The sequence below is a fragment of the Afifella marina DSM 2698 genome, from assembly GCF_900102695.1.
Taxonomy (GTDB): Bacteria; Pseudomonadota; Alphaproteobacteria; order Rhizobiales; family Afifellaceae; genus Afifella; species Afifella marina.
Genome location: NZ_FMVW01000010.1, coordinates 74,015 through 98,360, shown reverse-complemented (window position 1 = coordinate 98,360; position 24,346 = coordinate 74,015). Strand labels below are relative to the sequence as shown.

Here is a 24,346-nt window from a genome sequence, read left to right as displayed (position 1 = left end):
GGTAACGCCGGGCGCTCCTGAGATTCAGCGCATCTCCTTGGGCGCCTCGACCCCGAGCACCGACAAGCCCGCTCGGATTACCATGCCAACAGCATCCACCAAGCCAAGCCTCGCTTTTGATATCTCTATATCATCAGGCTTAATGAAGCGTAATTGCGGCGACTCCTTGCCTCTGTTCCAGTGAACATGAAAGGAATTCGCTAAATCGTAGAGATAATACGCAATCCGATGCGGCTCTCTGCTCTGGGCGGCAAGCTGCACGATACGCGGCCAATCGCAGAGCTGCTTGATGAGCTGGAGCTCACCGGGATCTTCGAGCCGGATGAGCCGCTCAGCTGAGGCAAGTTCTGCGGGTGTCTCGTCAATCTCCGGCATTTCCTGCGCAAATTGCCGCCGCACGGAGGCCGTCCGCGCATGCGCATACTGCACGTAGAAAACCGGATTGTCCTTCGACTGCTCGGTCACGGTCTGGAAATCGAAATCGAGTGGCGCATCCGCCTTGCGGGTCAGCATCATGAAGCGAACCGCGTCGCGCCCCACCTCGTCGACGACGTCTGCGAGCGTCACGAGATCACCGGCCCGCTTCGACATTCTGACGGGTTCTCCTGCACGGAAGAGCCGAACGAGCTGCGAGAGCTGCACTTCCAGCTCGCCCTCGCCTTCAGAAATGGCCTTAACCGCCGCCGTCATGCGCTTGACGTAGCCGCCATGATCAGCGCCCCAGACATCGATCATATGAGCGAAGCCACGCTCGAACTTGTCGAAGTGATAGGCGATGTCGGAGGCGAAGTAGGTATAACTGCCGTCCGCTTTCTTCAAAGGCCGGTCGACATCGTCACCGAACGACGTTGCGCGAAAGAGGAGCTGCTCGCGCTCGTCCCAGTCTTCGTCCTCATTCTCCTGCCCCTTAGGCGGCGGCAGCGTTCCCCAGTAAACGAGGTCCCGCTCTTCAAGCCACGCAATGAGTTCCGCCACCCGGTCACGGCCATTCCCGATCAGCGAACGCTCGGAGAAAAACACGTCGTGCCGGATATTGAGGCTGGCGAGATCGTCGCGGACATTCTCCATCATCGCGGCGATCGCGAAGTCGCGCACCAGAGGCAGCCAATCGGCTTCATCCAGGTGCTTGAGCGCCTCACCGTATTTTTCGGCAAGCGCCTTGCCGACGGGAACGAGATAGTCGCCCGGATAAAGCCCCTTCGGGATCTCGCCGATCGTCTCGCCAAGCGCTTCGCGGTAGCGCAGATGAACGGAGCGCGCGAGCTGGTCGACCTGCGAGCCCGCATCGTTGATGTAATATTCCCGCGTCACCGCCTGGCCGGATGCCGCCAGAAGGTTTGCGATCGCATCGCCCACGACGGCGCCGCGGCAATGGCCGACATGCAACGGCCCCGTGGGATTGGCGGAGACGTATTCGATGTTGACGGCCGCACCCTGCCCCGCCTGCACGTAGCCATAGCGGTCGCCGGCTTTCAGGATGGCTGCGAGTTCCCGCGCCCAGAAGGATTGCGCCAGACGCAGATTGAGAAAGCCGGGGCCGGCGATCTCCACGGCGTCCACATCGTCGTGCTGGGAGAGCTCGGCACCGAGCCTGGTCGCCAGGTCGCGCGGCTTCATCGCCAGAGGTTTCGAGAGCACCAGCGCAGCGTTGGTGGCAAGGTCGCCATGCGCGGCATCGCGCGGCGGCTCGACCACCACGCGCGCAAGCAGCTCCGGCGCGATCTCGCTTTCCGTTACGACCCGGGCGATAGCGGCCCGGACCCGCTCCGCAAAATCATCAAAAAGGTTCATGCTGGAATATCCGTTGCCGTCTACGCGGCATACCGTTCGATAGGCTTGGCCCCTAGCCGAGATCGGGGGTGTGGTCAAACAGGCGACGGTGCTCGGCGACCGCGAAGCCGTCGCTCATCCCGGCGATATAATCGGCCGCACGACGTGCCCGCCTTCGTTCATCGGCCATATCGACCTGTGCCTGCCACACCTCCGGCAGGAGCTCGGGCTCCGACTGCAGGCGGTTGAAAAGATCCGTCACGATCGCCTCACCGGCATGGGCTGCCCGCATAACGCTCTCATGGCGATAAAGCCGCGAAAAAAGAAAGCCTTTCAGCTCCTTCTCCTCGCGCGCCAAGTTTTCCGAGAAGCCGACCGTAGGCTTCCCGGCATGGGTGACCGCACATGCCGACGCCGCACCTGTCTCCTCAAGCCGCCTGGCCGTCTCGACAAGCACATCGGTGATCATCACGGTGATCAACCGCCGCGTGAGCTCGGCCGCGAAGCGCGAGCGCTCCAGAGTGGGAAACGCCTGCTTGAGCTCGCCGATGATACGCGCCGTCAGAGGAACCTCGACAAGATCCTCCAGATGCAGGAGACCGGAGCGCAATCCGTCATCGATGTCGTGCGCATCATAGGCAATATCGTCGGAAATTGCGGCGATCTGGGCTTCCGCGCCCGCGTAATTTTCCAGATCGAGGTCGAGCGCCTCATTGAGCTCCACCACCACTGGAGAGAGCGCCGACATTTTCCCTTTCAGTGGCCCGTTGTGCTTGACGAGGCCCTCCAAAGAGGCACGCGAAAGATTGAGACCGTCATAGCGCGCATAGCGCCTCTCCAGCCGCGTGACGACACGCAGGCTCTGAAGGTTGTGGTCAAAACCACCATATTCTCCGAGCGCGGCACTCAAAGCCCGTTCACCGGCATGACCGAACGGCGTGTGCCCGAGGTCGTGCGCAAGCGCGATCGCCTCCGTCAAATCCTCGTCGAGACCGAGGGGGCGTGCAATCGAGCGCGCAACCTGCGCAACCTCCAAGGAATGCGTGAGCCGCGTCCGGAAATGATCGCCTTCCGGCCGGATGAAGACCTGCGTCTTGTGCTTCAGTCTCCGGAACGCGGTGCAATGCACGATCCGGTCCCGGTCTCGCTGGAACGGCGAGCGCAGACGATCCTCCCTCTCCTCATGCACACGGCCACCTCCCTCATCCGGGTCTGTGGCATAGGGCGCTCTCCAGCGGGCGCCGTGCTTGAGGAGATGACGAGGAAGGCTCGCACTCATGATCTGGCTACGATTGACTTGCGGGGCAGTGCTTCTTAGCTACGATGCATTGAGATGAGCAAGGTGGCCACCATGACCGAGGCCTCGACGATAAGCGCCCACAACACCGAACAAGCCCCGGAGACGGCGGTTGTTTTGACGGATCGTGCGGCAAAGCGCATCGCCAAAATTCTCTCCGGCGAGCCTGCGGAGACGGCTTTGCGGATTTCCGTCGAAGGCGGCGGCTGTTCCGGCTTTCAGTACCGTTACGATCTCGTCCAGGACCCGCATGACGACGACGATCTCGTGCTCGCGCGCGACGGAGCTACAGTGCTGATCGATTCCATGTCTCTCCCCTTTATGGAAGGCGCGGTGATCGACTTCGTCGACGATTTGATGGGTCAGTCCTTCCAGATCAAAAACCCGCATGCCACCGCCTCGTGCGGCTGCGGCACCAGCTTCTCAATCTGACACATAGAACGCGCTGACCGACAAAGGGCGCGCAGAGATCGGACAGGCCGTTGAAGATTGCCACCTGGAACATCAACGGCGTGAAAGCGCGCCTTGATGGCCTCGTTACCTGGCTCGGAGAAGCGAGCCCCGACGTCGTGTGCCTGCAGGAAATCAAATCGATCGACGAGGCCTTCCCGCGCGAACCGATCGAAGCGCTAGGCTACAACGTCGCCACGCATGGCCAGAAAGGCTTCAACGGCGTCGCGATCCTATCGAAACGACCGCTGGAAGACGTGACGCCGCGTCTTTCCGGCGACGAGGACGACGTCCAGGCTCGCTTTCTGGAGGCGATCGTGCCGGACGACCACGACGGCATCGTTCGTGTCGTCTCCGCGTACATGCCGAATGGCAATCCGATCGGGACGGAGAAGTTTTCCTACAAACTCGCCTGGATGGAACGCTTGGAAGCGTGGGTGGACGATCGGCTCGCGCTCGAAGAACCCTTCGTGCTGGCGGGCGATTTCAACATTATCCCGGAGTCGATCGATGCCCGCTACCCGCAAAGATGGACGGAAGATGCCCTCTTCCAACCCGAATCGCGCAATGCCTACAGGAAGCTCACCGCACGCGGCCTGACCGAAGCGCTGCGCACGGTGACCGATGCGGGCGACATCTACACGTTCTGGGACTACCAGGCCGGCGCCTGGCAGAAGAACAACGGCATCCGCATCGACCATCTTCTCTTGTCGCCCGAAGCCGCCGACCGTCTGGCAGCCGTGGGCATCGACAAGCATGTGCGCGCCTGGGAAAAGCCCTCAGATCATGTCCCGGTGTGGATCGCACTCAGCTGAGGCCGACGTGAAAGTCAGGCGTTTTCGGCAAGCCGCTTCAGCTTTGCGAACATCGAGTCGCTGTCCTCACCGTAATTGAGGGTTCCTACGAATTTTCCGTCCTGATCCATCAGATAGACCGAAGCCGTGTGATCGATCGTGTAGTCACCATCGTCGGTCGGGACCTTTTTGTAATAGATCTTATAGGCTTTCGCGATTTTCTCGATCTGCTCTTCATTGCCCGAAAGCCCGCGGATATGCGGATCGAAGGCGGAGACGTAATCCTTCATCTTCTCCGGCCCATCACGCTCCCAGTCGACCGAAACGAAGACGAAATTGAGCTTTTCCGCATCGTCGCCCAGCCGCTTGATCAGACCCGAGAGTTCGTAAAGCGTCGTCGGGCAGACATCGGGGCAAAAGGTGAAACCGAAATAGATCACCGTCGGTTTGCCGCGGAAATCCTCCTCGCTGACCGTCCTGCCCTCTTCATCGACGAGCGTGAAGGGGCCGCCGATGGCGGCCACCCCAACGCTTTGCTGCAATCGCTCAGGCGGCGTCAGTAGAAAGGCGAAGACCGCCGAAACGGCGAGGATCGCTATCGCTCCTGCAACGAGCAGCCAAATTTTGCGCATCGACATCACTGAGTTTTGCTGTTTTCCGGCATTTGCATATTGTGCCCGTCCATCTCCATTGGCTTGCCGCCGGGGCTAGGAGCGCCAACGGCCGTGGCGGACATTTCCACATCGACCGAACCTGCCTTCTCGAAAGTGAGCGTGACCGGCACGTTCGCCCCTTCTTCGATGGGAGCGGTCAGATCGATGAACATGACATGCAGGCTACCGGGCTTCAGTTCGACCGTCGCTCCGGCCGGCACCGGGATGCCATCTTCGAGCTGGCGCATCTTCATCACGCCACCCGACATATCCATGGTGTGAAGTTCCACCCGACCGGAAATCGGCGATGAGGCGGAGACAAGACGGTCGTCCTCATCACCGGTATTCGTGATCTTCAAAAACCCGCCGCCGGCGGTGGCCGAAGGCGGCGTCGCGCGTGTCCAGGGATGACCGATCTCGAGATTGCCGAGCTTGTATCCGTGAGCGAGAGCGGGGGTGGCGGCAAAGACAAAAGCAGCCGCAAAGAGTTTCGTAACGAGGCGCATCGATTTCTCCATCTGCGCATAAAAAGAACCGTCGGCAGAGGCCGCACGGAAGGGAAAAGCGTCAGTTGGAGAGAATGGGTGGCGCGCGGGCTTCGGCGGCAAGACGCAGCTCGGACGGATGCGAGGTCCCGCCCCTAACGTCGCGGGCGACCACAAGAAACGGCCCGAAACTCGCAAGGAGAATTGCACCATCCTGCGGTACCAGCGGCTGCAAAAGGCTCGCGGAATGGCAAAGCGCAGAACAACAGGGGCATGCCCCGTTGTCGTGGCTCTTGCCCTCGTTCTTCTGGCCAGGCGATGCGAGCGGATTGCACAGGGCCGTCGAATTGCCCCCGGCCATAAAGCCGATCGCGTAAGCACCTGAAACGCCTTGAAAAAGAAGCATATAGGCGACGACGACGGCGACCAGGCCACCGACGAATTTGTCACCGAGCACGTGCCTCATAAAGCGCATGACAAAGTCATGCCCGATCGCCGGGCGGAAGCCAATGCCAAAAAGACGAAACTCAATCGAAGGAATTAGGGTCGCGCAGCAATGCCGGCCCGGGTGGCCCGGATGGCTTTGTCCGCAGAGCACCCCGCGCGAGAGACAGTTTCCACGACAGCAATCGACCGCATGGCGGCGGCCTTCATCGATCTGCGATTTCGGGGAATGGCTCCCGGGAGCCTGCGAGACGAAAGCTACTTCGTCTTGCTCTTGGCGAGGTAATCCTCCGCCAGAGCCATAGCCGTGCGGCGATCATTCTCGCTCGCGGCCGCAAAGGCCTCCTCATGGAGCGATTGGATGGCGTCGTCGCCACGGTAGGAATTGCGCGCGATTGAGAGCCACATCAGCCCTTTCACCGCATTGCGCCGGATGCCGATGCCGTCGAACAGGAGCCGTCCGAATTCCGCCTGCGCCTGGGCATGGCCTTTGTCAGCCGCGAGTTTCAGCCATCGCGCCGCCTGGCGATCGTTCTTCTCACCGCCGCGGCCGCTCAGATACATCATGCCGAGCTGAAACTGCGCCTCCGGATCGGCGAAGTAGGACGCGGCATAGGAATAAAACCGCCGGGCCTTCCCCTCATCGGCGACGACCGTTCCCGTGATCCCGTCACGAAAATAGCCCGCAAGCGCGACGAAGGCATCGGAGACAAAGCGCGCATCCGAGCCGCGCGGGTTGCCGTCGGCATAGTCGTTGGCGATTTTGGCAAAGATCCGAAAGGCGTGCGCATCGTCCTCGCTGACGCCGTCGCCAGTGGCGTAGATGCGCCCGAGCTTCCACAACGCGGCAGTGTGGCCCTTATCCGCAGCATAGGACAGCGCCTCCAGGGCCTCGGCAGTATGGCCCTGTTTGTAGGCGATATATCCTTCGCGAAATGCCTCGCGGGCCGACATATCCGGATCGAAGGCGAAGGCAGGCGTCGCCATCGCCACCGCCAGACACGCGGCCGGCAGAACACTACTGATCCGCATAGCACACCGTTTCCGCCGCGCCGCCCGGATGCGTCACGGCACCTTTTCGTGCCGCTCCGACGGTCTGCGCGTATTTCCACAAAGCGCCGGAGCGATAATCCGTCTCGCGCGGCGTCCATCTTTGACGCCGACGATCCAATTCTGTGTCCTCGAGCTCGACCGAGATCGTCCCGGCCTCTGCATCGATCTCGATGACGTCGCCGTCCTCGAGAAGAGCGATCGGTCCGCCCACGGCGGCTTCCGGCCCGACATGGCCGATGCAGAACCCGCGCGTCGCGCCGGAGAAGCGTCCATCCGTGATCAGCGCCACTTTGCTGCCCATGCCCTGCCCATAGAGAGCAGAGGTCGTGGACAACATTTCGCGCATGCCAGGCCCACCTTTCGGGCCTTCATAGCGGATCACCAGAACGTCTCCCTCCCGGTACTGACGGCTTCGCACGGCCTCAAAACACTCTTCTTCCGTATCGAAGCAACGCGCCGGACCTTTGAAGCGCAGATTGGTCATGCCCGCGACTTTCACGATCGCGCCATCAGGGGCGAGATTTCCGGAAAGACCGACCACGCCGCCTGTCGGGCTGATCGGCTTGTTCGCGGGATGAACCACGTCCTGCTCATCGTTCCACTGAACATGTTCCAGATTTTCGGCAATTGTGCGGCCGGTGACTGTCAGGCAGTCCCCGTGCAAGAATCCGTTATCGAGAAGGGTTTTCATCAACAATGGGATGCCGCCTGCCTCGAACATATCCTTGGCGATATACTTTCCGCCCGGCTTGAGGTCGGCAATGTAGGGCGTACGTTTAAAAATTTTCGCAACTTCGAAGAGATCGAAGTCGATGCCGCATTCATGCGCGATCGCCGGCAGATGCAGTCCAGCATTCGTGGATCCACCCGAGGCTGCGACCACCGTTGCGGCATTCTCCAAAGCCTTGCGGGTCACGATATCTCGCGGGCGGATCTGCTGCGCGAGAAGCTCCATGATCTGCTCGCCCGCCGCATAGCAGAACCGGTCACGGAACTCATAGGGCGCCGGCGCGCCGGCCGAATACGGCAGAGCGAGCCCGATCGCCTCAGAAACCGTCGCCATGGTGTTGGCCGTGAACTGCGCCCCGCAGGCGCCGGCAGAAGGACAGGCGACCGCTTCCAGCTCGGCAAGATCGTCGTCGGTGAATTCGCCGCTCAGATGCTTTCCGACGCCTTCGAAGACGTCGAGGACAGTCACCTCCTTGCCGCGAAAACTGCCGGGCAGGATCGTTCCGCCATAGATGAAGATCGACGGCACGTTGAGACGCACCATTGCCATCATCATTCCCGGCAGGGATTTGTCGCAACCGGCAAGACCGATCAGAGCGTCGTAGCAGTGGCCCCGCATGGTGAGCTCGACGGAATCGGCGATCACCTCGCGCGATGCGAGAGAGGCCTTCATCCCGGCGTGTCCCATGGCGATCCCATCGGTCACGGTAATGGTGGTGAATTCGCGCGGCGTACCTTTGGCCGATGCAACGCCCTTCTTGACGACCTGCGCCTGTCGAGACAGCGCAATGTTGCACGGAGCGGCCTCGTTCCAGCAGGTCGCCACACCCACGAACGGCTGATGGATTTCCTCAGTCCCGAGACCCATCGCATAGTAATAGGAGCGGTGCGGCGCACGCGACGGACCCTCCGTCACATGGCGGCTTGGCAAACGTGACTTATCAAAACTTTTCGCGTCCATGCCCCTAAGCCCCATGAACTCTAGCCCCGGGTGGAGCCTTCGCCATAAAGCCCCGCCTGCGCTTCGTTTATGACTGAAACGTGGCGCTTGTTAATGGGTCTAAGGGGGTGAGCTTCTTGCGCTAAGCGGCTGTTGCGCAATGGCCACAGCGACTCCCGGCATGAAGCCGTCTCACAGGACGACACGAGAGAAGGCGGCGGTTCGGCCGACGCCGTGCGGAGGAAGGAACTCGCAACGGGGCCGCAATAACGGCCCCGTTAATTGCGCTGGTCAGTGCGTATCGCTCAGCCGTCCGAGCGCCGCCGCCAAGCGTTCGCGATCGGCAACGTATTCCGCCCGTTTCTCGCGCTCGGCCGCCACAACCTCTTCAGGCGCGCGGGCCACGAATTTCTCGTTGCTGAGCTTCTTGTCGAGGCGTGAGATCTCGCCATCGACCTTGCCTATCTCTTTCTCAAGGCGCGAGCGTTCGGCATCGAAATCGATGACGCCTTCAAGCGGCAAGGCACAGGTCGCCTCGCCCACGAGAAACTGGGCCGCGTTCTTCGGCACGTCCGGAGCGGTCGAGATGGCATCCACCCGAGCGAGCCGTTCGATCGCCGCCTGATGACGGGCAAGCCGCTCCTGCGTCAGCTCGGAGGCCGCGCAGACCACGAGTGGCGTACGGGCACCGGCCGGCACGTTCATCTCCGCACGAACGGATCGGATCGACGACACGAGCAGAACGAGCCAGTTGATGTCGTCGGCTGCAGCGTCATCCGAAAATGCGCTCTCCGGCCAGGACGCGAGAGCCAAAAGCCCGGCCTCCTCTCCGCCGAGTTCGTCCCAAAGCGCCTCGGTGATGAACGGGCTGAAGGGGTGCAAAAGCTTCAGGATATCGACGAGAGCCCGTCCGGCGACCGCGCGTGTCTCGGCCGCGGCCGCTTTGTCGTCCCCGTCGAGAACCGGCTTGATGAGCTCCAAATACCAGTCGCAGAACGTGTCCCAGACGAAGTGATAGATAGCATCGGCCGCCTCGTTGAAGCGGTACGCCGTGATGCCTTCGGTAACTGCGGCGACCGTGCGGGCAGCTTCCGTGAGGATCCAGCGATTGACCGGCAGTTTCGCATCAGCCGGATCGAAAGTCGCATCCAGCCGGCAGCCCTTCATCTGACAGAAGCGCGCGGCATTCCACAGTTTCGTTCCGAAATTGCGATATCCGGCAACACGTTGTGGAGAAAGCTTAATGTCACGTCCCTGCGCCGCCATGGCCGCCAGCGTGAAACGCAGCGCATCCGCGCCGAACTCCTCGATGAGTTCCAGCGGATCGATGACGTTGCCCTTCGACTTCGACATCTTCGCGCCGTGCTCGTCTCGCACGAGGGCGTGGATGTAGACGTCCGCAAAGGGCTCCTGCTTCATGAAATGCATTCCGAACATCATCATCCGGGCGACCCAGAAGAAGATGATGTCGAAGCCCGTCACGAGCACGTTCGTCGGATAATAGCGGGCAAGCTCCGCCGTCTCGTCGGGCCAACCGAGCGTGGAAAACGGCCAGAGCGCCGAGGAGAACCAAGTGTCGAGCACATCCTCGTCGCGGTCGAGTTTCACCCGGCTGCCGTAATGGCGGTAAGCGGCGGCTTCCGCCTCTTCCTCGGAGGCCTCCACGAAGACCTCGCCATCCGGCCCATACCAGGCCGGAATCCGATGTCCCCACCACAGCTGGCGTGAAATGCACCAGGGCTGGATGTTCTCCATCCACTCGAAATAGGTCTTTTCCCAATTCTTCGGGACGAAATTCGTGCGCCCCTCGCGAACGGAGGCAATCGCAGGCTTCGCCAGCGTGACGGCATCCACGTACCACTGGTCCGTCAGGAACGGCTCGATCGGCACACCGCCGCGATCGCCATGCGGCACGACATGGACGTGCTCTTCGATCTTCTCGAGAAGCCCCCGCTCATCCATCATCGCCACGACTTTGTCGCGCGCCGTGAAGCGGTCCTGCCCATGAAGAGCCGCGATGGTTTCGGCGAGTTCTGCACTCTCCGGAACGTCGCGCAGGAAATCTTCGTTGCCGTCGAGGACGAGATTGGCCTCCACGTCCATGACGTTAACCATGGCGAGATCATTCCGCCGGCCAACCTCGAAGTCGTTGAAGTCGTGGGCCGGGGTAATCTTCACAGCGCCGGAGCCGGCTTCGGGATCGGCATAATCATCGGCCACGATCGGGATGCGGCGACCGACGAGCGGCAAGATCACATGCTTGCCGATGAGATCGCGGTAGCGCTCGTCTTCCGGATGCACGGCCACGCCCGTATCGCCCAGCATGGTCTCGGGGCGGGTGGTCGCGACGGTGATGTAGCGGCCTTCCTCTCCCTCGATCGGGTATTTGAAGTGCCACAGATGCCCCTTCATCTCGACCTGTTGCACTTCGAGGTCGGAGATGGCCGTCAGGAGCTTCGGGTCCCAATTGACGAGCCGCTTGTCCTTGTAGATCAGCCCTTCCTTGTAGAGCTGCACGAACACTTTGATGACGGCAGCCGATAGCCCCTCATCCATGGTGAAGCGCTCGCGCGACCAATCGCACGAGGCGCCGAGACGTTTCAGCTGATTGAGAATCATGCCGCCCGACTCGGCCTTCCAGGTCCAGACCTTCTCCACGAAGGCCTCACGGCCGATATCGCGCCGGCCCGGCTCCTGACGCTGCATCATCTGCCGTTCGACGACCATTTGCGTGGCGATGCCGGCATGGTCCATGCCCGGCTGCCATAGGACGTCCCTGCCCTGCATGCGGTTGTAGCGCACGAGCACATCTTGCAGCGTGTTGTTGAGTGCGTGCCCCATATGCAAGGAGCCGGTCACGTTCGGCGGCGGGATGACGACTGCGAACGTGTCTGCGCCAGGCTCCGCACCGGCACCGGCACGGAAGGCATCGGCATCAAGCCATTTCTGGGAAATACGGGGTTCGACGTTCTTTGCGTCGAAGGTCTTTTCTAGCATGAGGGAAACGCACCATGGGCCCGGAAGCGGGCGCTGAAACCGCCGCGGTTAAACTGGTGCGCCCGCCGCCTGTCAACAAGCGGTCTGGATCAGCAGCCGCAACGGCTGCAAACAAAGGGGTCGCCGCGACCGAGGGCCGCGACAGAATTAATCAGCGACGTCCGCGGGAAACGCGCTCGATTTCTTCTCTGACGAGCCGCTCCACAAGCGGGGGAAGATTGTCATCGAGCCATTCTTTCAGCATCGGGCGCAGCATCTCCGAAACGAGATCCTCCAAGGTGCGCGCGTTCTGAGACAGAATGGTATGCGCCAAAGAATTGAAGGCACCGGAGACCGCCTCATCCGCATCATCGGACAAGAGCCGCTCCTCGGCGCGCGCATGCGCTTCATAAGTCGTCATAGAGCTGGGCTCCTTCGCTGCCGACCTTGCCGGCTCGAATGTCTCTGGCTCTGCGCGATGGCCAAAGGAAGGCTGCACAGCCTCCGGCATAACCGTTTCGGCGACCTTCGTCTCTTTTACCGGCTCCGTCTCAGGCTCAGGCGACTGAGCCTCAACGCCCCCGGCAGTCTCGAACGGGGCGGAGAAATCCGGAAAATCATCTTCCTCGTCGTCGGCCATTTCCTCGGCGAGAGACGGCTCCGCGACAGCGTCCGGCGCCGAGGCAGCAGGCTCGTCAACAGGCTGCGGGCCAACAGGCTGAGGAGCATCGGGCTGAGCAGCAGACGCTGTCGGCTCGGCCTCGTCATCCTCGATGGCGACGCGCAGAGACCTCGAAGCACGCGCCTCCGACTTGTCGCCGTCCTCGGAAATGATCTGGCGGATCGACGCCAGGATCTCCTCCATGGTCGGTTCCTGTGCCGCGCTCGGATTAGCCATAAAATGCTCCCTGGGCGGAGGCGTTAGCCTCCACACATCGAATCGCTTTGGTTGTACATGCGCATTTGAAGGTTAAAGAAAGCCCCTCGCCAGGGGCTTAAGAGCATAATCCCCAGGCCCGGTGCGCGCGATGCGTGCGCCGTCTGACAGCGTGGACCTCTGGGCATGGCTGCAGCAGGTGAGAAGGGGCGCTGACGGGCCGCGCGGCATCGCCATCAATAAAGGCCATGAGAGCGCGCGGAAGTGCCGGCGAGAAAGTTATTCTCCGTTTCCCCAAGCGCTACTGAGCCAAAGGGAAACGGCCAAAATGAGGGAAACCGCCTCGTTCGCCTCAGCGACCGTCCGGCGTTCTCAGCCCGAACCACTTGTCCTTCACGGCCTCGTAATGGGCTTCGGCGTGATACCGCTCGACCGGAAGGTTCAGGGCATCCGCGTTGAGCCGGCCGACTGCAGCAAGCAGCGAGAAAGCCGCCACGATGCGGTCACGCTGGCTGACCACGCGATTGACATTGGCGTCGAGAAGCGTGCTGCGAGCGTCCAAGACGTCGAGCTGTGTGCGCTGACCGACCCGCTGCTCCTCGATCACGCCCTGCAAGGCGATATCCGAAGCGGCAACCTGCGCCGTGGCAGCGAGGATGGAGGCGTTGGTTGCCTCGAGAGTTCCCCAGGCCGCAACGGTCGATGCACGCACCTGCTCGCGCGCCACATCCACCTCGATGCGCCGCTGACCAAGAAGCTCCTTCGCCTGCCGCACGCGGGCCGAGACCGAACCACCCTGATAGATCGGGATAGAGACACGGCCGATGATCTGCGCCGTCTCGCTGTTGTCAGGCCGCCCGACGCCGATCTCTTTCTGCAGATTGCCGGTCACGCTGACGGTTGGCAAAAGCTCGCCCTCGATCCGCTTCGCATCATAGGCGGCGGCATCCATGGCGTATTGCGCGGCGATGATGGACGGATGCCGGTCGAGACTGAGAGACAGCGCCTGCTGAAGCGAGCTCGGCAATTTGTTCCGGAACGGAAACGTCAGCTGAAGATTCTTGGCCTCGTGACCGACGACCTGACGGTAGATCGCCTTGCTGGCGACGAGATTGGCTTCCGCGAGGCTGAGGTTCGACTGGGCCAGGCTCAACGAGGCACGCGTCTGCGCCACGTCCGTGCGGGTATTCTCGCCCACGTCGAAGCGGTCTTGCGCCGCCCGCAATTGCTCGTCGAGAAAGTCGATATTCTGGCGCCGCAGCCGCAACAGCGCCTCGTCGCGCAGCACATCCATGTAGGCTTGGGCCGCATCGAGAAGGACGTCCTGGACCGTGCTCTCCAAGGCAAAGCGACTGGCATAGACGTTCGAGGTCGCACCACTCACGGCGTTGCGGGTCTGAAACCCGTTGAACAGGTTCTGCTGAACCTGGACGCCGACGGCGAGGTCCGAGGTGTTGCGGTTGAAATCAGCTCCGACGCCACCAGAACGCGCATAGCCGCCGGTATGCGTACCGTCGATTTCACCGTAAGCGGAAACCTGCGGCCGATTGCCAGCTTTGGCGATCGGCACGTTCTCGTCGACCGCGCGCATCTCGGCACGCTGCGAATTGATTGTCGGATTGTTCCAATAGGCTGAGGCGAGAGCCTCGGTGATGCTCTCTGCTCCGGCTGGAGAAGCCAGAAGCGTAGCGGCGAGAACAACGCCCAGGGAGTATCTACATGGGGTCAGGAGCACGTCGTCTACCGGAAGCTGCGACCGCCGCTCGCGGTCATATGGGTTTTAACATCAGATGCACGAAACTCGCCGCTTTTGCTACGACCCTCGGCATTTCTATTTTCGGCTGCGGCCCTTCTGCAACACCCGGCAATCGGGCATCAAAGGCCTCAAAAAACGAACTCGCGCTTGCGCTCAAAGCCCGGAATGATTGGTGCCGTCGCATCGAGAACCGGTCTGCCGCTGACATGGGTCCCGACGCGCGAATAGAGCATCACACGCCCCGCCTCGCCGTTCATCTCGATCGCGGCAAGACGGCCATATTCGCTCAATTGCTCGAAAATCGCCGGCGGAATCACCTCGATTCCTCCCGCGATTAGGATTGCATCGTACGGCCCTTCGGAAGGGTAGCCTTCGGTCAAAGACCCTTCGACGATCGCAACGTTATCGATTTTCAAAGAGACCATATTGGCCTCCGCAGCGTGACGCAGCTCCTCGTCCGGCTCGACAGAGACGACCGCTTCGGCAAGCCGCGCCATGAGCGCCGAGGCGTAACCGCGCCCGCAGCCGAGATCGAGCACCACCTCTTTGGGGGTGATCTCCATCGCCTGGATAATGCGACCGAGAAGTGCCGGACTGAGCAGCACGCGTCCCGGCGATTCGAGCGGCAAATCCAAGTCGGAATAGGCGAAGGGTTGCTGCACTCCGGACACGAAGCGCTCGCGGGGCACATTCAGAAATGCCTGAATGAGTTCACGATCGGTGACATCCCGGGTGCGGATCTGGTTGTCGACCATCCGCTGACGCAGGGTTTCATTGTCTGTCATGGCTCGTTCCTGACCGTTGCGTCGTCTTTCCTAGCGGGGGTCGAGCGGTGCGACAAGCAAGGCCGCCTGCAAACATGGAGCAGCCCGCAGAAAGAGCCGCAAATCCTCGCTTGAGACCGTCTATGACATCTCAACAGCAGGACGCGAACTCGTCTTCGGAGGTTTACTGCGTCTCTGCGAGGATGGGGGCTCTGGAGGCCTCGCCCGGAATCGAACCGGGGTATACGGATTTGCAGTCCGCTGCGTCACCACTCCGCCACGAGGCCAGAGGCGCTCCCGTAGCAAAGCTTTGCCGGTCCGACAAGCACAAGCAGCTCCCGCGGCAAAAAGATGCTGCGGGGGGCTGCATCCCGCTTTTTGGTGAGCCCAGGCCTCGTCGCAGGGCCTTTGTTTGCGCTATGAGGCCCGCGGGCAAAGGGAAACGAAATGTATCACGGCGGCGACCCGGCGGCGGCGGGGGCACTCTACGGCATTTTCCGCGATGACTGGATCGATCTGTCGACGGGAATCAATCCCCATGCATGGCCATGGCGCGAACGCGTCAAACTCGACGACGTCGCCCTAGAGCGGCTTCCTTCCCGGAGTGACCTCGACTCCGTGATTGCCGCAGCAAGAATCGCGTACCGGGTTCCGGACGACGTCGAGATCTTGCCTGTCGCAGGCATCGAGCCGGTCATCCGCCAACTCCCCTCTCTCACGAGGAAGGCGGTCCTTCTCGACACATCCTATGCGTCCTATCGCACAGCTTTCGACAACCAGATCCCTGTCATCAAAGCCCCGAGCGAGATTCCGGCGCGAACGAGCGTCATCTTGGTCAACCCCAACAATCCCGACGGCAGAGTTCTGTCGCCTGAAACGATTCTGTCGCTCGCCGGGAGCCGGCAGGACGCTGATCTCGTCGTGGTGGACGAAGCTTATGAGGACGGGATGACCGAACGCACTTCGGTCATCCCGTTCATGAGCCGGATTCAAAATCTCGTCGTTCTGCGTTCTTTCGGCAAATTCTACGGCCTGCCCGGACTGCGCCTCGGCTTCATCATCGCACACGGGCAGCTGATTGCGCCGCTGCGTGAGCGCCTCGGAGACTGGCCCATCTCGCAGTTGGCGATCACGATCGGTCGCCAGGCGCTCACCGACCGGCAATGGCGGGAAACGGCGCGCCTCAGCCTCGACACTCAGGCACGAGAACTCCGGGCGCTGCTGGCCGCCCATGGACTGCAGTTCGAAAGCCAGTCTCCGCTCCTCACCCTCCTTCGCGACGACCGCGCGACCGAGATGCACCGCGGCCTCGCCGCGCAAGGCATTTGGACCCGCATCTTCACCGACCGGCCGAGCTCGCTCCGCCTCGGCCTTCCCGGCGATAAGAGCGAATTCCATCGCCTTGAGGTCGCTTTAAACGAGATTTTGCCGTCATGAGCCGTCTTGTCGTTCTTGCCCTGGGCCTTCTGATCGACCGCCTCGTCGGAGACCCGGACGAATTGTGGAAGAAGATCGGCCATCCGGTCGCCTGGATCGGACGCTTGATCGAGGGTCTGGATCAAGGCCTCAACGATGAACGAAAAACCGGCGAGGAGCGCCGCAAGCGGGGCATGCTGGCTGTCGCCGTGCTGATTGGGCTAGCGGTCTTCGCGGGTGTCGTCCTGCAACGAATCGCGACAGCACTTCCCCTCTCCCTGATCGTCGAGGCGCTGATCGTTTCCGTCTTCCTCGCTCAGAAAAGCCTTTTGGAGCATGTTCAGGCCGTCGGCGACGCCATGGCAGAAGGCGGCATCGGTCCGGCGCGGAAAGCCCTCTCCTGGATCGTCGGCCGCGACGTCACCCAGCTCGACGAAGCCGGCGTCAACCGCGCAGCCCTCGAATCGCTGGCCGAGAACTTTTCTGATGGGCTGGTGGCACCTGCCTTCTGGTACCTTATCGGCGGGCTTCCCGGCCTCCTCGCCTACAAAGCGCTCAACACCGCCGATTCGATGATCGGACATAAGAACGAGCGCTATCAGGATTTCGGCTACGCCGCCGCGCGCCTCGATGATCTTGCGAATTATGTCCCCGCGCGCCTTTCCGCGCTCCTCATCGCGGCTGCCGCCGCCTTCGCCGAAGCCTCCCCGAGACAGGCTTTGAAAGCCGCGCGGCGCGACGCACCGCTGCATCGCTCGCCAAACGCCGGCTGGCCCGAGGCCGCACTCGCTGGGGCGCTGGGCCTCGCTTTCGGCGGACCACGAAGATACGGGAACGAGGCCGTCGAAGGGGCTTGGCTGAATGCCGAAGGCCGTAGCGAGGCAACGCTCAAAGATCTCCGCCGAGGATTGAGGCTCGCGGATGCGACGTGGCTGCTTGGTTTGGCGCTCGTGGCCGTCAGCGCGCTCCTGATCTGGGGATAACGAGCGAGGCCGCGCATCCTGGTCGAAGCGTCACGGCAGTGAAGCACGCTCGACATGGAAAATCGCAATGACAGAGCGTTCCATTCTCTCAGGAGACGCTCATGTGTCGAATCGCGTTTTGCTCCCTCGCCGCTCTGCTCGTCCTCGCAACGTCCGCCCTCGCACAAGAAGGCACCCACGAACCGACCGAGGCGCTTAAGAGCGAGACGATTCGCTCTTACGACGTGCCGGAGGCCAATCAGGCCGTCGGAGTCGACGAAAACTACTTTTACGCGGTCGATAACCGCACCATCGCGAAATACGCCAAGGAGACGGGCGAACGCGTCGCAATCTTCGAGCGCGCCAAGGGCGGCGCCGTGAAGCATTTTGACAGCGCCACAGTCATCGACGGCAAGATCTATGTCGCCCATTCCAATTATCCCGAATGGCCGATGACGAGCTCGATCGAGGTGTTCGACGCCGCTACGCTCGACCATTTGGAAAGCCACAGCCTCGGGATCGAGCGCGGATCGCTCACCTGGCTCGATCGCAAGGACGGCGTCTGGTACGGGGCCTTTGCGAATTACAATCGTGTCTTTGAGCGCAGCCAGCAGGCCTACGGCAACAAATACACCACCCAGCTCGTGCGTTTCGATGACGATTGGCGCATCGCCGAAGCCTGGATCCTGCCTGACGCGCTTCTCGAAAAATTCGACGACATGAGCAATTCAGGCGGTTCGTTCGGCCCTGACGGCAATCTCTGGCTGTCTGGGCACGATCCGGCCGAGATCTACAAAATGGAGTTCCCCGAATTCGGCTCCGTCATGCGCTGGGTGGCCACCGCCCCGGCCGAAATCGCCGGTCAGGGCATCGCCTGGGACCATTCCGAGCCTGGCGTCATCTACGGGATTGTTCGCGACGAACGCCGGGTCACAGCGACCCGCATCGACCTGCCGAAAAAGCAGGCCGCCACCGAATAATCTCAGGCGCTCTTGCGCTCGTGCGAACCGCGCGAAGCGGCGATCTCAAAAATGTGGTCGAGCGGCAGATGCTCTTCGAGATGCTGCGCCAGGGCGTCGAGGACCTCTTCGACGCCCTCGTCATAGCGCGTGCTGCTTGTCGCACCGAGATTGGCGAGGAAAGCTCCCCTGAAGGCGTCGGAGCCGAAGAGGCCGTGCGCATAGGTGCCCATGACGCGCCCGTCATAGGCGACGGCTCCATCAGGGTGCCCTTCGAGCTTTGCGAAAGGTTCAGCGCGTCCGGGCCCCACGGTCTCGCCGACATGGATCTCGTAACCTGAAAACTCCGCACCCGTCGCCATATGCACGCCCCGCACCGGCACGGTCGTCTTGTCGGCGGTGAGGTTCGTGGTGACGTCGAGAAGCCCGAGGCCACGCACATTCTGCGGCGCGCCTTCGATGCCGTCCTTGTCCGCGATCAGGCGGCCGAGCATCTGAAACCCTCCGCAGATCCCGATAACGTGGCCGCCACGGCGCACATGCGCGGCGATATCGATATCCCAGCCGGCCTCCCGCAGCGCCGCCAGATCGGCAATCGTGGACTTCGAGCCGGGAAGAAGCACGAGATCTGTGTTACCCGGCAGCGCCTCGCCCGGCTCGAGGATGACGAGTTCGACGGCAGGCTCCTGCCGCAACGGATCGAGGTCGTCGAAATTGGCGATGCGGCCGAGGCGCGGCACGACCACCTTCACGATGGCAGCACCTTTTTTCGGCGTCTCCGCGGGTTCTTCGAGTCCGAGCACATCCTCGGCCGGGAGCTTCGCAGCACCGGGAAAATGCGGCACGACCCCGAGGCCAGCCCATCCGGTGCGCTCTTCGATGATCCGCATGCCTTCGTCAAAGAGTGTAACATCGCCGCGGAAGCGATTGACAATAAATGCTTTAATGAGAGAGCGATCGGCCGCATCAAGAATCGCATGGGAGCCGACGAGGCTCGCGATGACACCGCCGCGTTCGATATCTCCGGCGAGAATGACCGGCACATCGGCCGCCAGCGCAAAGCCCATATTGGCGATATCGCCCTCACGCAGATTGACCTCCGCCGGGGAGCCCGCCCCTTCGACGACAACGATGTCTGCAGCCTCGAGCTGCCGATTGAAGCTGTCCATCACGGCCGCGAGGAACTCGGGCTTGCGCACCGTGTAATCACGCGCCTTCAGCGTCGCGACGCGCCGCCCCTGCACGATCACCTGCGCCCCGATATCGCTTTCCGGCTTCAGCAGGACCGGATTCATGTGCACGGAAGGCGGGACGCGGGCGGCTAGCGCCTGCGTCATCTGCGCCCGGCCGATCTCGCCGCCATCCGCCGTCACGCCGGCATTGTTCGACATGTTCTGCGGCTTGAAGGGTCTCACCTTGAGACCGCGGTTGCTGAAAGCCCGGCAAAGGCCGGCAACCAGAAGCGACTTGCCGACATGCGAGCCGGTGCCCTGGATCATAATGGCGGGGGTACGAGACACGGTAACTCCGAAGGGTTGGCGCAAAAGCCTAGAATTCGATCCCGACCTGCGCCTTCACGCCGGACCGGAACGGATGCTTCACCTGCGTCATCTCGGTGACGAGGTCGGCGGCCTCAATGAGCTCGTCCTTGGCGTTACGGCCAGTCACGACGACATGCTTCATCGTCGGACGCGCCTCGATCACCTCGAGAACTTCCTCAAGCGGCAGATAATCGTAGCGCAGGACGATGTTGAGCTCGTCGAGGAGAACGAGATCGTGTTCTCCGTCTTCGATCATCGCCTTGGCCTTTTCCCAGACCTCGCGCGCAGCGGCAATGTCATGCTCGCGATCCTGCGTCTCCCACGTGAAGCCTTCGCCCGTCGAGACGACGGTGATCTGATCAGAGAACTTCTCCAAAGCGTGGCGTTCGCCCGTGTCGCGCTTGCCCTTCACGAACTGCGCGATACCGACTTTCATGCCATTGCCGAGCGCACGAAAAACGAGACCGAAGCCCGCCGTCGTCTTGCCCTTGCCCTTGCCCGTATGAACGACGAGAAGCCCCTTCTCGATCGTCTTCGTCGCGATGATCTTGTCTCGCGCCTCTTTCTTCCGCCGCATCTTTTCGGCGTGCTTCTGGTTGAGCTCGTCCTCGCTCAGCTCTGCCTTGCTCATAAACTTCCTCCGTTCGCGAGCTCGTGAAGTTCGTTGTGGACCGAGTTGCGCCGCGGCGCCCACAGGCCGCGCTCGATCGCTTCGTTGAAACGCGCCGCGATCTCTTTCAACGCCGGCGCATTGTTGTCGGCCAGAAAGGCACGCACATCCTCGTCTTCGAGGTAGGCGGCATAGAGCTGGTCGAAATGATGGTGTTTGACCGCAGGCGTCGTTGCCGCGAATGCAAAGAGATAATCAACCGTCGCGGCGATTTCGAAAGCGCCCTTATAGCCGTGGCGCATGACGCCCTCGATCCATTTCGGATTGGCAGCACGTCCACGCACGACACGTGCGAGCTCTTCATCGAGGCCTCGGATCACCGGCCGCTCCGGACGCGAATGATCGTTGTGATAGGCCCGCGGCGCCGACCCTTTCAGCGTTTCGACAGCGGACGAGAGACCACCCTCGAACTGATAATAATCGTCGGAATCGAGAAGATCGTGCTCGCGGTTGTCCTGGTTCTGCACGATGGCATCCGTCGTCTTCAGCCGCCGCTCAAAGAGCTTGCGTGTCCGCTCGCCACCTTCGCCCTCCGAACCGCCGCCATAGGCATAGGACGACCATTCCAGGAACGCTGTCGCAAGATCTCCCCGCTCCTGCCAGATGCCTTCGTCGATCAAGGCTTGCAGGCCGGCACCATAGGCGCCGGGCTTGGACCCGAAGACGCGGAAGGAGGCGGCGCGGCGCGCATCGTCCTCCGCCATTCCCGCCTCACCCAACCGGGCGCTGTCCTGGCGGATGCGCGCAGCGATCGGATTGGCGTCCTCCGGCTCCTCGCGCTCAGAGACGGCGAGCACCGCCTGATGGAAGAGATCGATCTGATGCGGAAAAGCGTCGCGGAAAAGGCCGGAGATCCGCAGCGTCACATCGATGCGCGGGCGACCGAGCTCTGAAAGCGGCACGACATCGATGCCCGTCACACGCCCCGAGGCCTGCTCCCACACCGGGCGCGTTCCAAGAAGCGCGAGCGCCTGGGCGATATCGTCACCGCCCGTGCGCATGTTCGACGTGCCCCAGACGGTAAGCGCCATGGCCGTCGGCCATTCGCCTTCGTCGGCGAAATAGCGCTCAGCCAGAAGCTGTGCCGAACGCCAGCCGAGATCGAAGGCGGCGCGCGACGGGACGCCACGGACGTCGACGGAATAGAAATTGCGTCCTGTCGGCAGGCAATCGGCGCGTCCGCGCGTCGGTGCGCCGGATGGGCCGGGCGCCACGAAACGGCCCGAGAGCGCGGCAAGTGTTGCGGCGATCTCGGCTCGACCGGACCCATCGAGCGTCGGCGCAATCGCCTCGCGAAGTCCTGCCAACACGGCCTCGGTTTTTGGACCCGGTGCTTCGCAGGGCAGAGACAGATGCGCGTCGTCGGACGTCACCTGAGCGGATGCAGGCGTTGCCGCCGGAGCGCCGTCGACCGCTTCCAGAACCCTTGCAGGTTCCGTTGAAGGGCTGCCCGCCTCAGCTTCGGGAACGAGCGCGGCCACCAGCGCCGCCGCAAAGATCTCCAGCCGCTCCACCGTGTCGCCGTTGGTGCGCCAGGCCGCATCCGTGAGATCCGCCAGGAGCTTTGGCCGTTTTCCTTCCCAGCGCTCATGCAGCACGCAATCGAGCGGGTCGAAGCGGAGGCCGAAATCATCGGCGAGTGCGCGTAAGAGTGATGCGTCACCCGCCTCGCCCCCGCCGCGCGGCACACGCGCAAGCGCGGCAAGCGTATCCGTCCTGAGGCGCCCGCATGGCGACTGCCCCAGAATGTGCAGCCCGTCGCGGATTTGAAGCTCTTTCAGGTCGCAGATCTGCTCGTCGAGCTTGAGGATGATTTCCTCGCGGGACTCCTTGCCCGAGGCGATCCCGAGATCGGCAAGAAAACCCTCGCTTTCCGCGCGCTCCACGATCGCTTCGGCGACCTTTTTCGACCGCCGCGGATCGACGAGGTCGGCGGCCGCATATTCGTCGATCAGATATTCAAGCTCGGCTGCCGCGCCGTGGCTTTCGGCGCGCGTCATCGGCGGCATCAGATGGTCGATGATAACCGCAGCCGCGCGCCGCTTCGCCTGCGCCCCTTCGCCTGGATCGTTGACGATGAAGGGATAGACGAGCGGCACGGGCCCGAGGGTGGCCTCGGGAAAGCAATCCTGTGACAGCGCGAGCGCCTTGCCCGGAAGCCATTCCTGGTTGCCGTGCTTGCCCATATGGACGAGCGCATCGGCCGCGAATGAGCGCCGCAGAAAGGCATAAAAGGCGAAATAGCCATGCGGCGGCACGAGCGCCGGGTCATGATAGCTCGTCTTCGGATCGACGTTGTAGCCGCGCGCCGGCTGCACGCCGATGACGACATGCCCAAAGCGATGCAGGGCGAGCGCAAAGGCCCCTTCGTCAGGATCGAAGAACGGATCGTCTTCAGGCCGCCCCCAGGCCGCCTCGACCTCGCTCTGCACGTTCTCTGGCAGCGCCCGGAAGAATTCTCGATAATCGTCGAGCGAAAGTCGCTCGCCACCCGTGCGCTCGACCCGTCCGTCGATCGCATTCGTGGGCCCGGCGAGGATTCTTTGCATCAAGGCCTCGCCCGTCTCGGGCGCGCCCTCCGTGTCATAACCCGCCTCGGCCATGGCCTTCAGGAGGCGAACGGTCGATTCCGGTGCATCGAGACCGACACCGTTTGCGAGCCGACCATCCTTGTTCGGATAGTTCGACAGAACGATGCCGATATGTTTCGCCGCGTTCGGCTTCGTCGAAAGCTGCGCCCAGGCCGCCGCGAGATCGGCAACGAAGGCGACGCGGTCTTCGAGCGGGCGATGCGCCATCGGCCGGCACTGCGTGCGCGGCTCGAATGCCCCCTCTTCCTTAAAAGAGACGGCGCGCGTGATGAGGCGTCCGTCGACCTCCGGCAGCACCACGTTCATGGTGAGATCGGAGGGTGAGAGACCGCGCGGATGTTCACGCCAGATCGCCTCGGACACACCCGCAAACGTCACCTGCAGAACCGGCCGCCTTCCGCCATCGAGAACGGTCTCGGCAGACGGATCGCCGGTCTTGCCGAGTGCGAACGCAGTGGCGTTCAAGATAAGCGCAGGATCGTGCTCCTGAAACAGCCCCGTTACGAAGTCTTTGTCCGCCGCCGCCTTGAGGCTTGAGACGAAAACCGGAAGCGGCCGCAGACCACGTTCGCCAAGAGCCGTGCAAAGCGCTTCCACCGGTGCCGTCTGGCCCGACTGCACGAGGGCCCGGTAGAAGACGATTGCCGCCGTCGGTCCCTCGACGGACTTCAGTCCGGAATCGTAGACGCCGAAAGCCGGCACCGTCTTCGGTGGTGGAGGCGCCTCGTCGTAGCCGAGAAGATGGCCCGAGAACCGCAACGCGTTTTCAAAGTTCTCGGCCCCTCCCTCGACCAGATAGGACCAGAGCAGCCGCGTTTCGTCGGCGCCGAGCGTGCCCTCGGCGGCAAGATCGCCGTCCCATTTCGTATCGCCCGGCATCAGCGCCACTTTGGCGCCTGAGCCCCGTGCGATCCGCAGCGTCTCCTCGACGCCGTAGCGCCAGTAACCGACCCCGCCGAGCAGCCGCACGACGATCAGCTTCGCCTCGGCCAGCACCTTCTCGACATAGAGATCGACCGAATAGGGATGCGCAAGCGACATCCAATTGGCGAGCCTGACGGCCGGGAAATCACCCGGCAGCCGGTTCGCCGCTGCAGCCAACCCGGCAATCTCGGTATCGGCTGCGGAAAGGATGACGATGTCACCCGGGCTCTGGTCGAGATCGACCGCTTCGGAGGCCGCGTCGAGCCCCCGACTCTGGCCCTTGAAGATATGCAAT

19 protein-coding genes and 1 tRNA gene are annotated in these 24,346 nt (G+C 62.3%); 5 read left to right on the top strand and 15 right to left on the bottom strand.

Annotated features, from left to right (window positions below; genetic code table 11):
• Positions 1–24: 24 nt before the first annotated feature.
• Positions 25–1,791 (bottom strand): arginine--tRNA ligase, encoded by a 1,767-nt coding sequence (gene argS, locus BLP76_RS16950; RefSeq protein ID WP_092816128.1) that lies wholly within the window; start codon positions 1,789–1,791, stop codon positions 25–27.
• 52 nt (positions 1,792–1,843) lie between these two features.
• Positions 1,844–3,049: a deoxyguanosinetriphosphate triphosphohydrolase gene (locus BLP76_RS16945; protein WP_092816126.1), complete on the bottom strand. Its 1,206-nt coding sequence runs from the start codon at positions 3,047–3,049 to the stop codon at positions 1,844–1,846.
• 72 nt (positions 3,050–3,121) lie between these two features.
• On the opposite strand from BLP76_RS16945, the gene BLP76_RS16940 reads away from it, so the two are divergent.
• Positions 3,122–3,499 (top strand): HesB/IscA family protein, encoded by a 378-nt coding sequence (locus BLP76_RS16940; protein WP_092816177.1) that lies wholly within the window; start codon positions 3,122–3,124, stop codon positions 3,497–3,499.
• Between the two features lie 50 nt (positions 3,500–3,549).
• On the top strand, positions 3,550–4,332 hold the full coding sequence (gene xth, locus BLP76_RS16935; protein ID WP_092816124.1) for an exodeoxyribonuclease III: 783 nt from the start codon (positions 3,550–3,552) through the stop codon (positions 4,330–4,332).
• 14 nt (positions 4,333–4,346) lie between these two features.
• On the opposite strand, the gene BLP76_RS16930 is transcribed toward xth, so the two are convergent.
• From BLP76_RS16930 to BLP76_RS16885, 10 genes are all read right to left on the bottom strand, one after another.
• Positions 4,347–4,943 carry an SCO family protein gene (locus BLP76_RS16930; RefSeq protein ID WP_420867632.1) on the bottom strand — a complete coding sequence of 199 codons (597 nt, stop codon included), beginning with the start codon at positions 4,941–4,943 and terminating at the stop codon, positions 4,347–4,349.
• Positions 4,944–4,948: 5 nt separating this feature from the next.
• Positions 4,949–5,470 carry a copper chaperone PCu(A)C gene (locus BLP76_RS16925; protein WP_092816120.1) on the bottom strand — a complete coding sequence of 174 codons (522 nt, stop codon included), beginning with the start codon at positions 5,468–5,470 and terminating at the stop codon, positions 4,949–4,951.
• A 61-nt stretch (positions 5,471–5,531) separates the two neighbouring features.
• The gene (locus tag BLP76_RS16920) at positions 5,532–5,924 is read right to left on the bottom strand and encodes a hypothetical protein (protein ID WP_139163769.1); all 393 of its coding nucleotides are present in this window, start codon (positions 5,922–5,924) and stop codon (positions 5,532–5,534) included.
• A 227-nt stretch (positions 5,925–6,151) separates the two neighbouring features.
• Positions 6,152–6,925 carry a tetratricopeptide repeat protein gene (locus BLP76_RS16915; protein ID WP_092816116.1) on the bottom strand — a complete coding sequence of 258 codons (774 nt, stop codon included), beginning with the start codon at positions 6,923–6,925 and terminating at the stop codon, positions 6,152–6,154.
• On the bottom strand, positions 6,912–8,636 hold the full coding sequence (gene ilvD / locus BLP76_RS16910; RefSeq protein ID WP_092816114.1) for a dihydroxy-acid dehydratase: 1,725 nt from the start codon (positions 8,634–8,636) through the stop codon (positions 6,912–6,914). The genes BLP76_RS16915 and ilvD overlap by 14 nt, the downstream gene beginning before the upstream one ends.
• A 270-nt stretch (positions 8,637–8,906) precedes the next feature.
• Positions 8,907–11,612: a valine--tRNA ligase gene (locus BLP76_RS16905; RefSeq protein ID WP_092816112.1), complete on the bottom strand. Its 2,706-nt coding sequence runs from the start codon at positions 11,610–11,612 to the stop codon at positions 8,907–8,909.
• Between the two features lie 151 nt (positions 11,613–11,763).
• Entirely contained in the window at positions 11,764–12,012 is a 249-nt protein-coding gene (locus BLP76_RS19255; protein WP_420867633.1) for a PopZ family protein, read from the bottom strand.
• Positions 12,013–12,820: 808 nt separating this feature from the next.
• Positions 12,821–14,203: a TolC family outer membrane protein gene (locus BLP76_RS16895; RefSeq protein ID WP_092816108.1), complete on the bottom strand. Its 1,383-nt coding sequence runs from the start codon at positions 14,201–14,203 to the stop codon at positions 12,821–12,823.
• Positions 14,204–14,352: 149 nt separating this feature from the next.
• Entirely contained in the window at positions 14,353–15,009 is a 657-nt protein-coding gene (locus BLP76_RS16890; protein ID WP_092816106.1) for a protein-L-isoaspartate O-methyltransferase family protein, read from the bottom strand.
• Positions 15,010–15,201: 192 nt separating this feature from the next.
• Positions 15,202–15,275, bottom strand: a tRNA-Cys gene (locus tag BLP76_RS16885).
• Positions 15,276–15,435: 160 nt separating this feature from the next.
• On the opposite strand from BLP76_RS16885, the gene BLP76_RS16880 reads away from it, so the two are divergent.
• The 3 genes from BLP76_RS16880 (at position 15,436) to BLP76_RS16870 (ending at position 18,346) form a co-directional block, all read left to right on the top strand.
• Complete coding sequence (locus BLP76_RS16880; RefSeq protein WP_092816104.1) at positions 15,436–16,425, top strand: aminotransferase class I/II-fold pyridoxal phosphate-dependent enzyme; 990 nt, start codon at positions 15,436–15,438, stop codon at positions 16,423–16,425.
• Positions 16,422–17,387, top strand: a complete 966-nt coding sequence (gene cbiB / locus BLP76_RS16875) for an adenosylcobinamide-phosphate synthase CbiB (protein WP_092816102.1) — start codon at positions 16,422–16,424, stop codon at positions 17,385–17,387. Before BLP76_RS16880 ends, cbiB begins: the two co-directional genes overlap by 4 nt.
• Before the next feature lie 101 nt (positions 17,388–17,488).
• Entirely contained in the window at positions 17,489–18,346 is an 858-nt protein-coding gene (locus tag BLP76_RS16870) for a cycloisomerase (RefSeq protein WP_092816100.1), read from the top strand.
• 2 nt (positions 18,347–18,348) lie between these two features.
• Here BLP76_RS16870 and BLP76_RS16865 read toward each other — a convergent pair whose 3' ends face one another.
• The 3 genes from BLP76_RS16865 to cobN are packed head-to-tail and all read right to left on the bottom strand — an operon-like array spanning position 18,349 to position 24,345.
• On the bottom strand, positions 18,349–19,824 hold the full coding sequence (locus BLP76_RS16865) for a cobyric acid synthase (protein ID WP_171904421.1): 1,476 nt from the start codon (positions 19,822–19,824) through the stop codon (positions 18,349–18,351).
• Between the two features lie 49 nt (positions 19,825–19,873).
• Positions 19,874–20,497, bottom strand: a complete 624-nt coding sequence (gene cobO / locus BLP76_RS16860; protein WP_092816098.1) for a cob(I)yrinic acid a,c-diamide adenosyltransferase — start codon at positions 20,495–20,497, stop codon at positions 19,874–19,876.
• Entirely contained in the window at positions 20,494–24,345 is a 3,852-nt protein-coding gene (gene cobN / locus BLP76_RS16855; protein WP_200170604.1) for a cobaltochelatase subunit CobN, read from the bottom strand. The genes cobO and cobN overlap by 4 nt, the downstream gene beginning before the upstream one ends.
• Between the last annotated feature and the right edge of the window lies 1 nt (position 24,346).

Excerpts from the sequence above, each read along its gene's own strand:
- argS (WP_092816128.1), bottom strand. The coding sequence starts at position 1,791 with ATGAACCTTTTTGATGATTTTGCGGAGCGGGTCCGGGCCGCTATCGCC.
- BLP76_RS16945 (WP_092816126.1), bottom strand. The coding sequence starts at position 3,049 with ATGAGTGCGAGCCTTCCTCGTCATCTCCTCAAGCACGGCGCCCGCTGG.
- BLP76_RS16940 (WP_092816177.1), top strand. The coding sequence starts at position 3,122 with ATGACCGAGGCCTCGACGATAAGCGCCCACAACACCGAACAAGCCCCG.
- BLP76_RS16930 (WP_420867632.1), bottom strand. The coding sequence starts at position 4,943 with ATGCGCAAAATTTGGCTGCTCGTTGCAGGAGCGATAGCGATCCTCGCC.
- BLP76_RS16925 (WP_092816120.1), bottom strand. The coding sequence starts at position 5,470 with ATGCGCCTCGTTACGAAACTCTTTGCGGCTGCTTTTGTCTTTGCCGCC.
- BLP76_RS16920 (WP_139163769.1), bottom strand. The coding sequence starts at position 5,924 with ATGCGCTTTATGAGGCACGTGCTCGGTGACAAATTCGTCGGTGGCCTG.
- BLP76_RS16915 (WP_092816116.1), bottom strand. The coding sequence starts at position 6,925 with ATGCGGATCAGTAGTGTTCTGCCGGCCGCGTGTCTGGCGGTGGCGATG.
- ilvD (WP_092816114.1), bottom strand. The coding sequence starts at position 8,636 with ATGGACGCGAAAAGTTTTGATAAGTCACGTTTGCCAAGCCGCCATGTG.
- BLP76_RS16905 (WP_092816112.1), bottom strand. The coding sequence starts at position 11,612 with ATGCTAGAAAAGACCTTCGACGCAAAGAACGTCGAACCCCGTATTTCC.
- BLP76_RS19255 (WP_420867633.1), bottom strand. The coding sequence starts at position 12,012 with ATGACGACTTATGAAGCGCATGCGCGCGCCGAGGAGCGGCTCTTGTCC.
- BLP76_RS16890 (WP_092816106.1), bottom strand. The coding sequence starts at position 15,009 with ATGACAGACAATGAAACCCTGCGTCAGCGGATGGTCGACAACCAGATC.
- BLP76_RS16880 (WP_092816104.1), top strand. The coding sequence starts at position 15,436 with ATGTATCACGGCGGCGACCCGGCGGCGGCGGGGGCACTCTACGGCATT.
- cbiB (WP_092816102.1), top strand. The coding sequence starts at position 16,422 with ATGAGCCGTCTTGTCGTTCTTGCCCTGGGCCTTCTGATCGACCGCCTC.
- BLP76_RS16870 (WP_092816100.1), top strand. The coding sequence starts at position 17,489 with ATGTGTCGAATCGCGTTTTGCTCCCTCGCCGCTCTGCTCGTCCTCGCA.
- BLP76_RS16865 (WP_171904421.1), bottom strand. The coding sequence starts at position 19,824 with ATGATCCAGGGCACCGGCTCGCATGTCGGCAAGTCGCTTCTGGTTGCC.
- cobO (WP_092816098.1), bottom strand. The coding sequence starts at position 20,497 with ATGAGCAAGGCAGAGCTGAGCGAGGACGAGCTCAACCAGAAGCACGCC.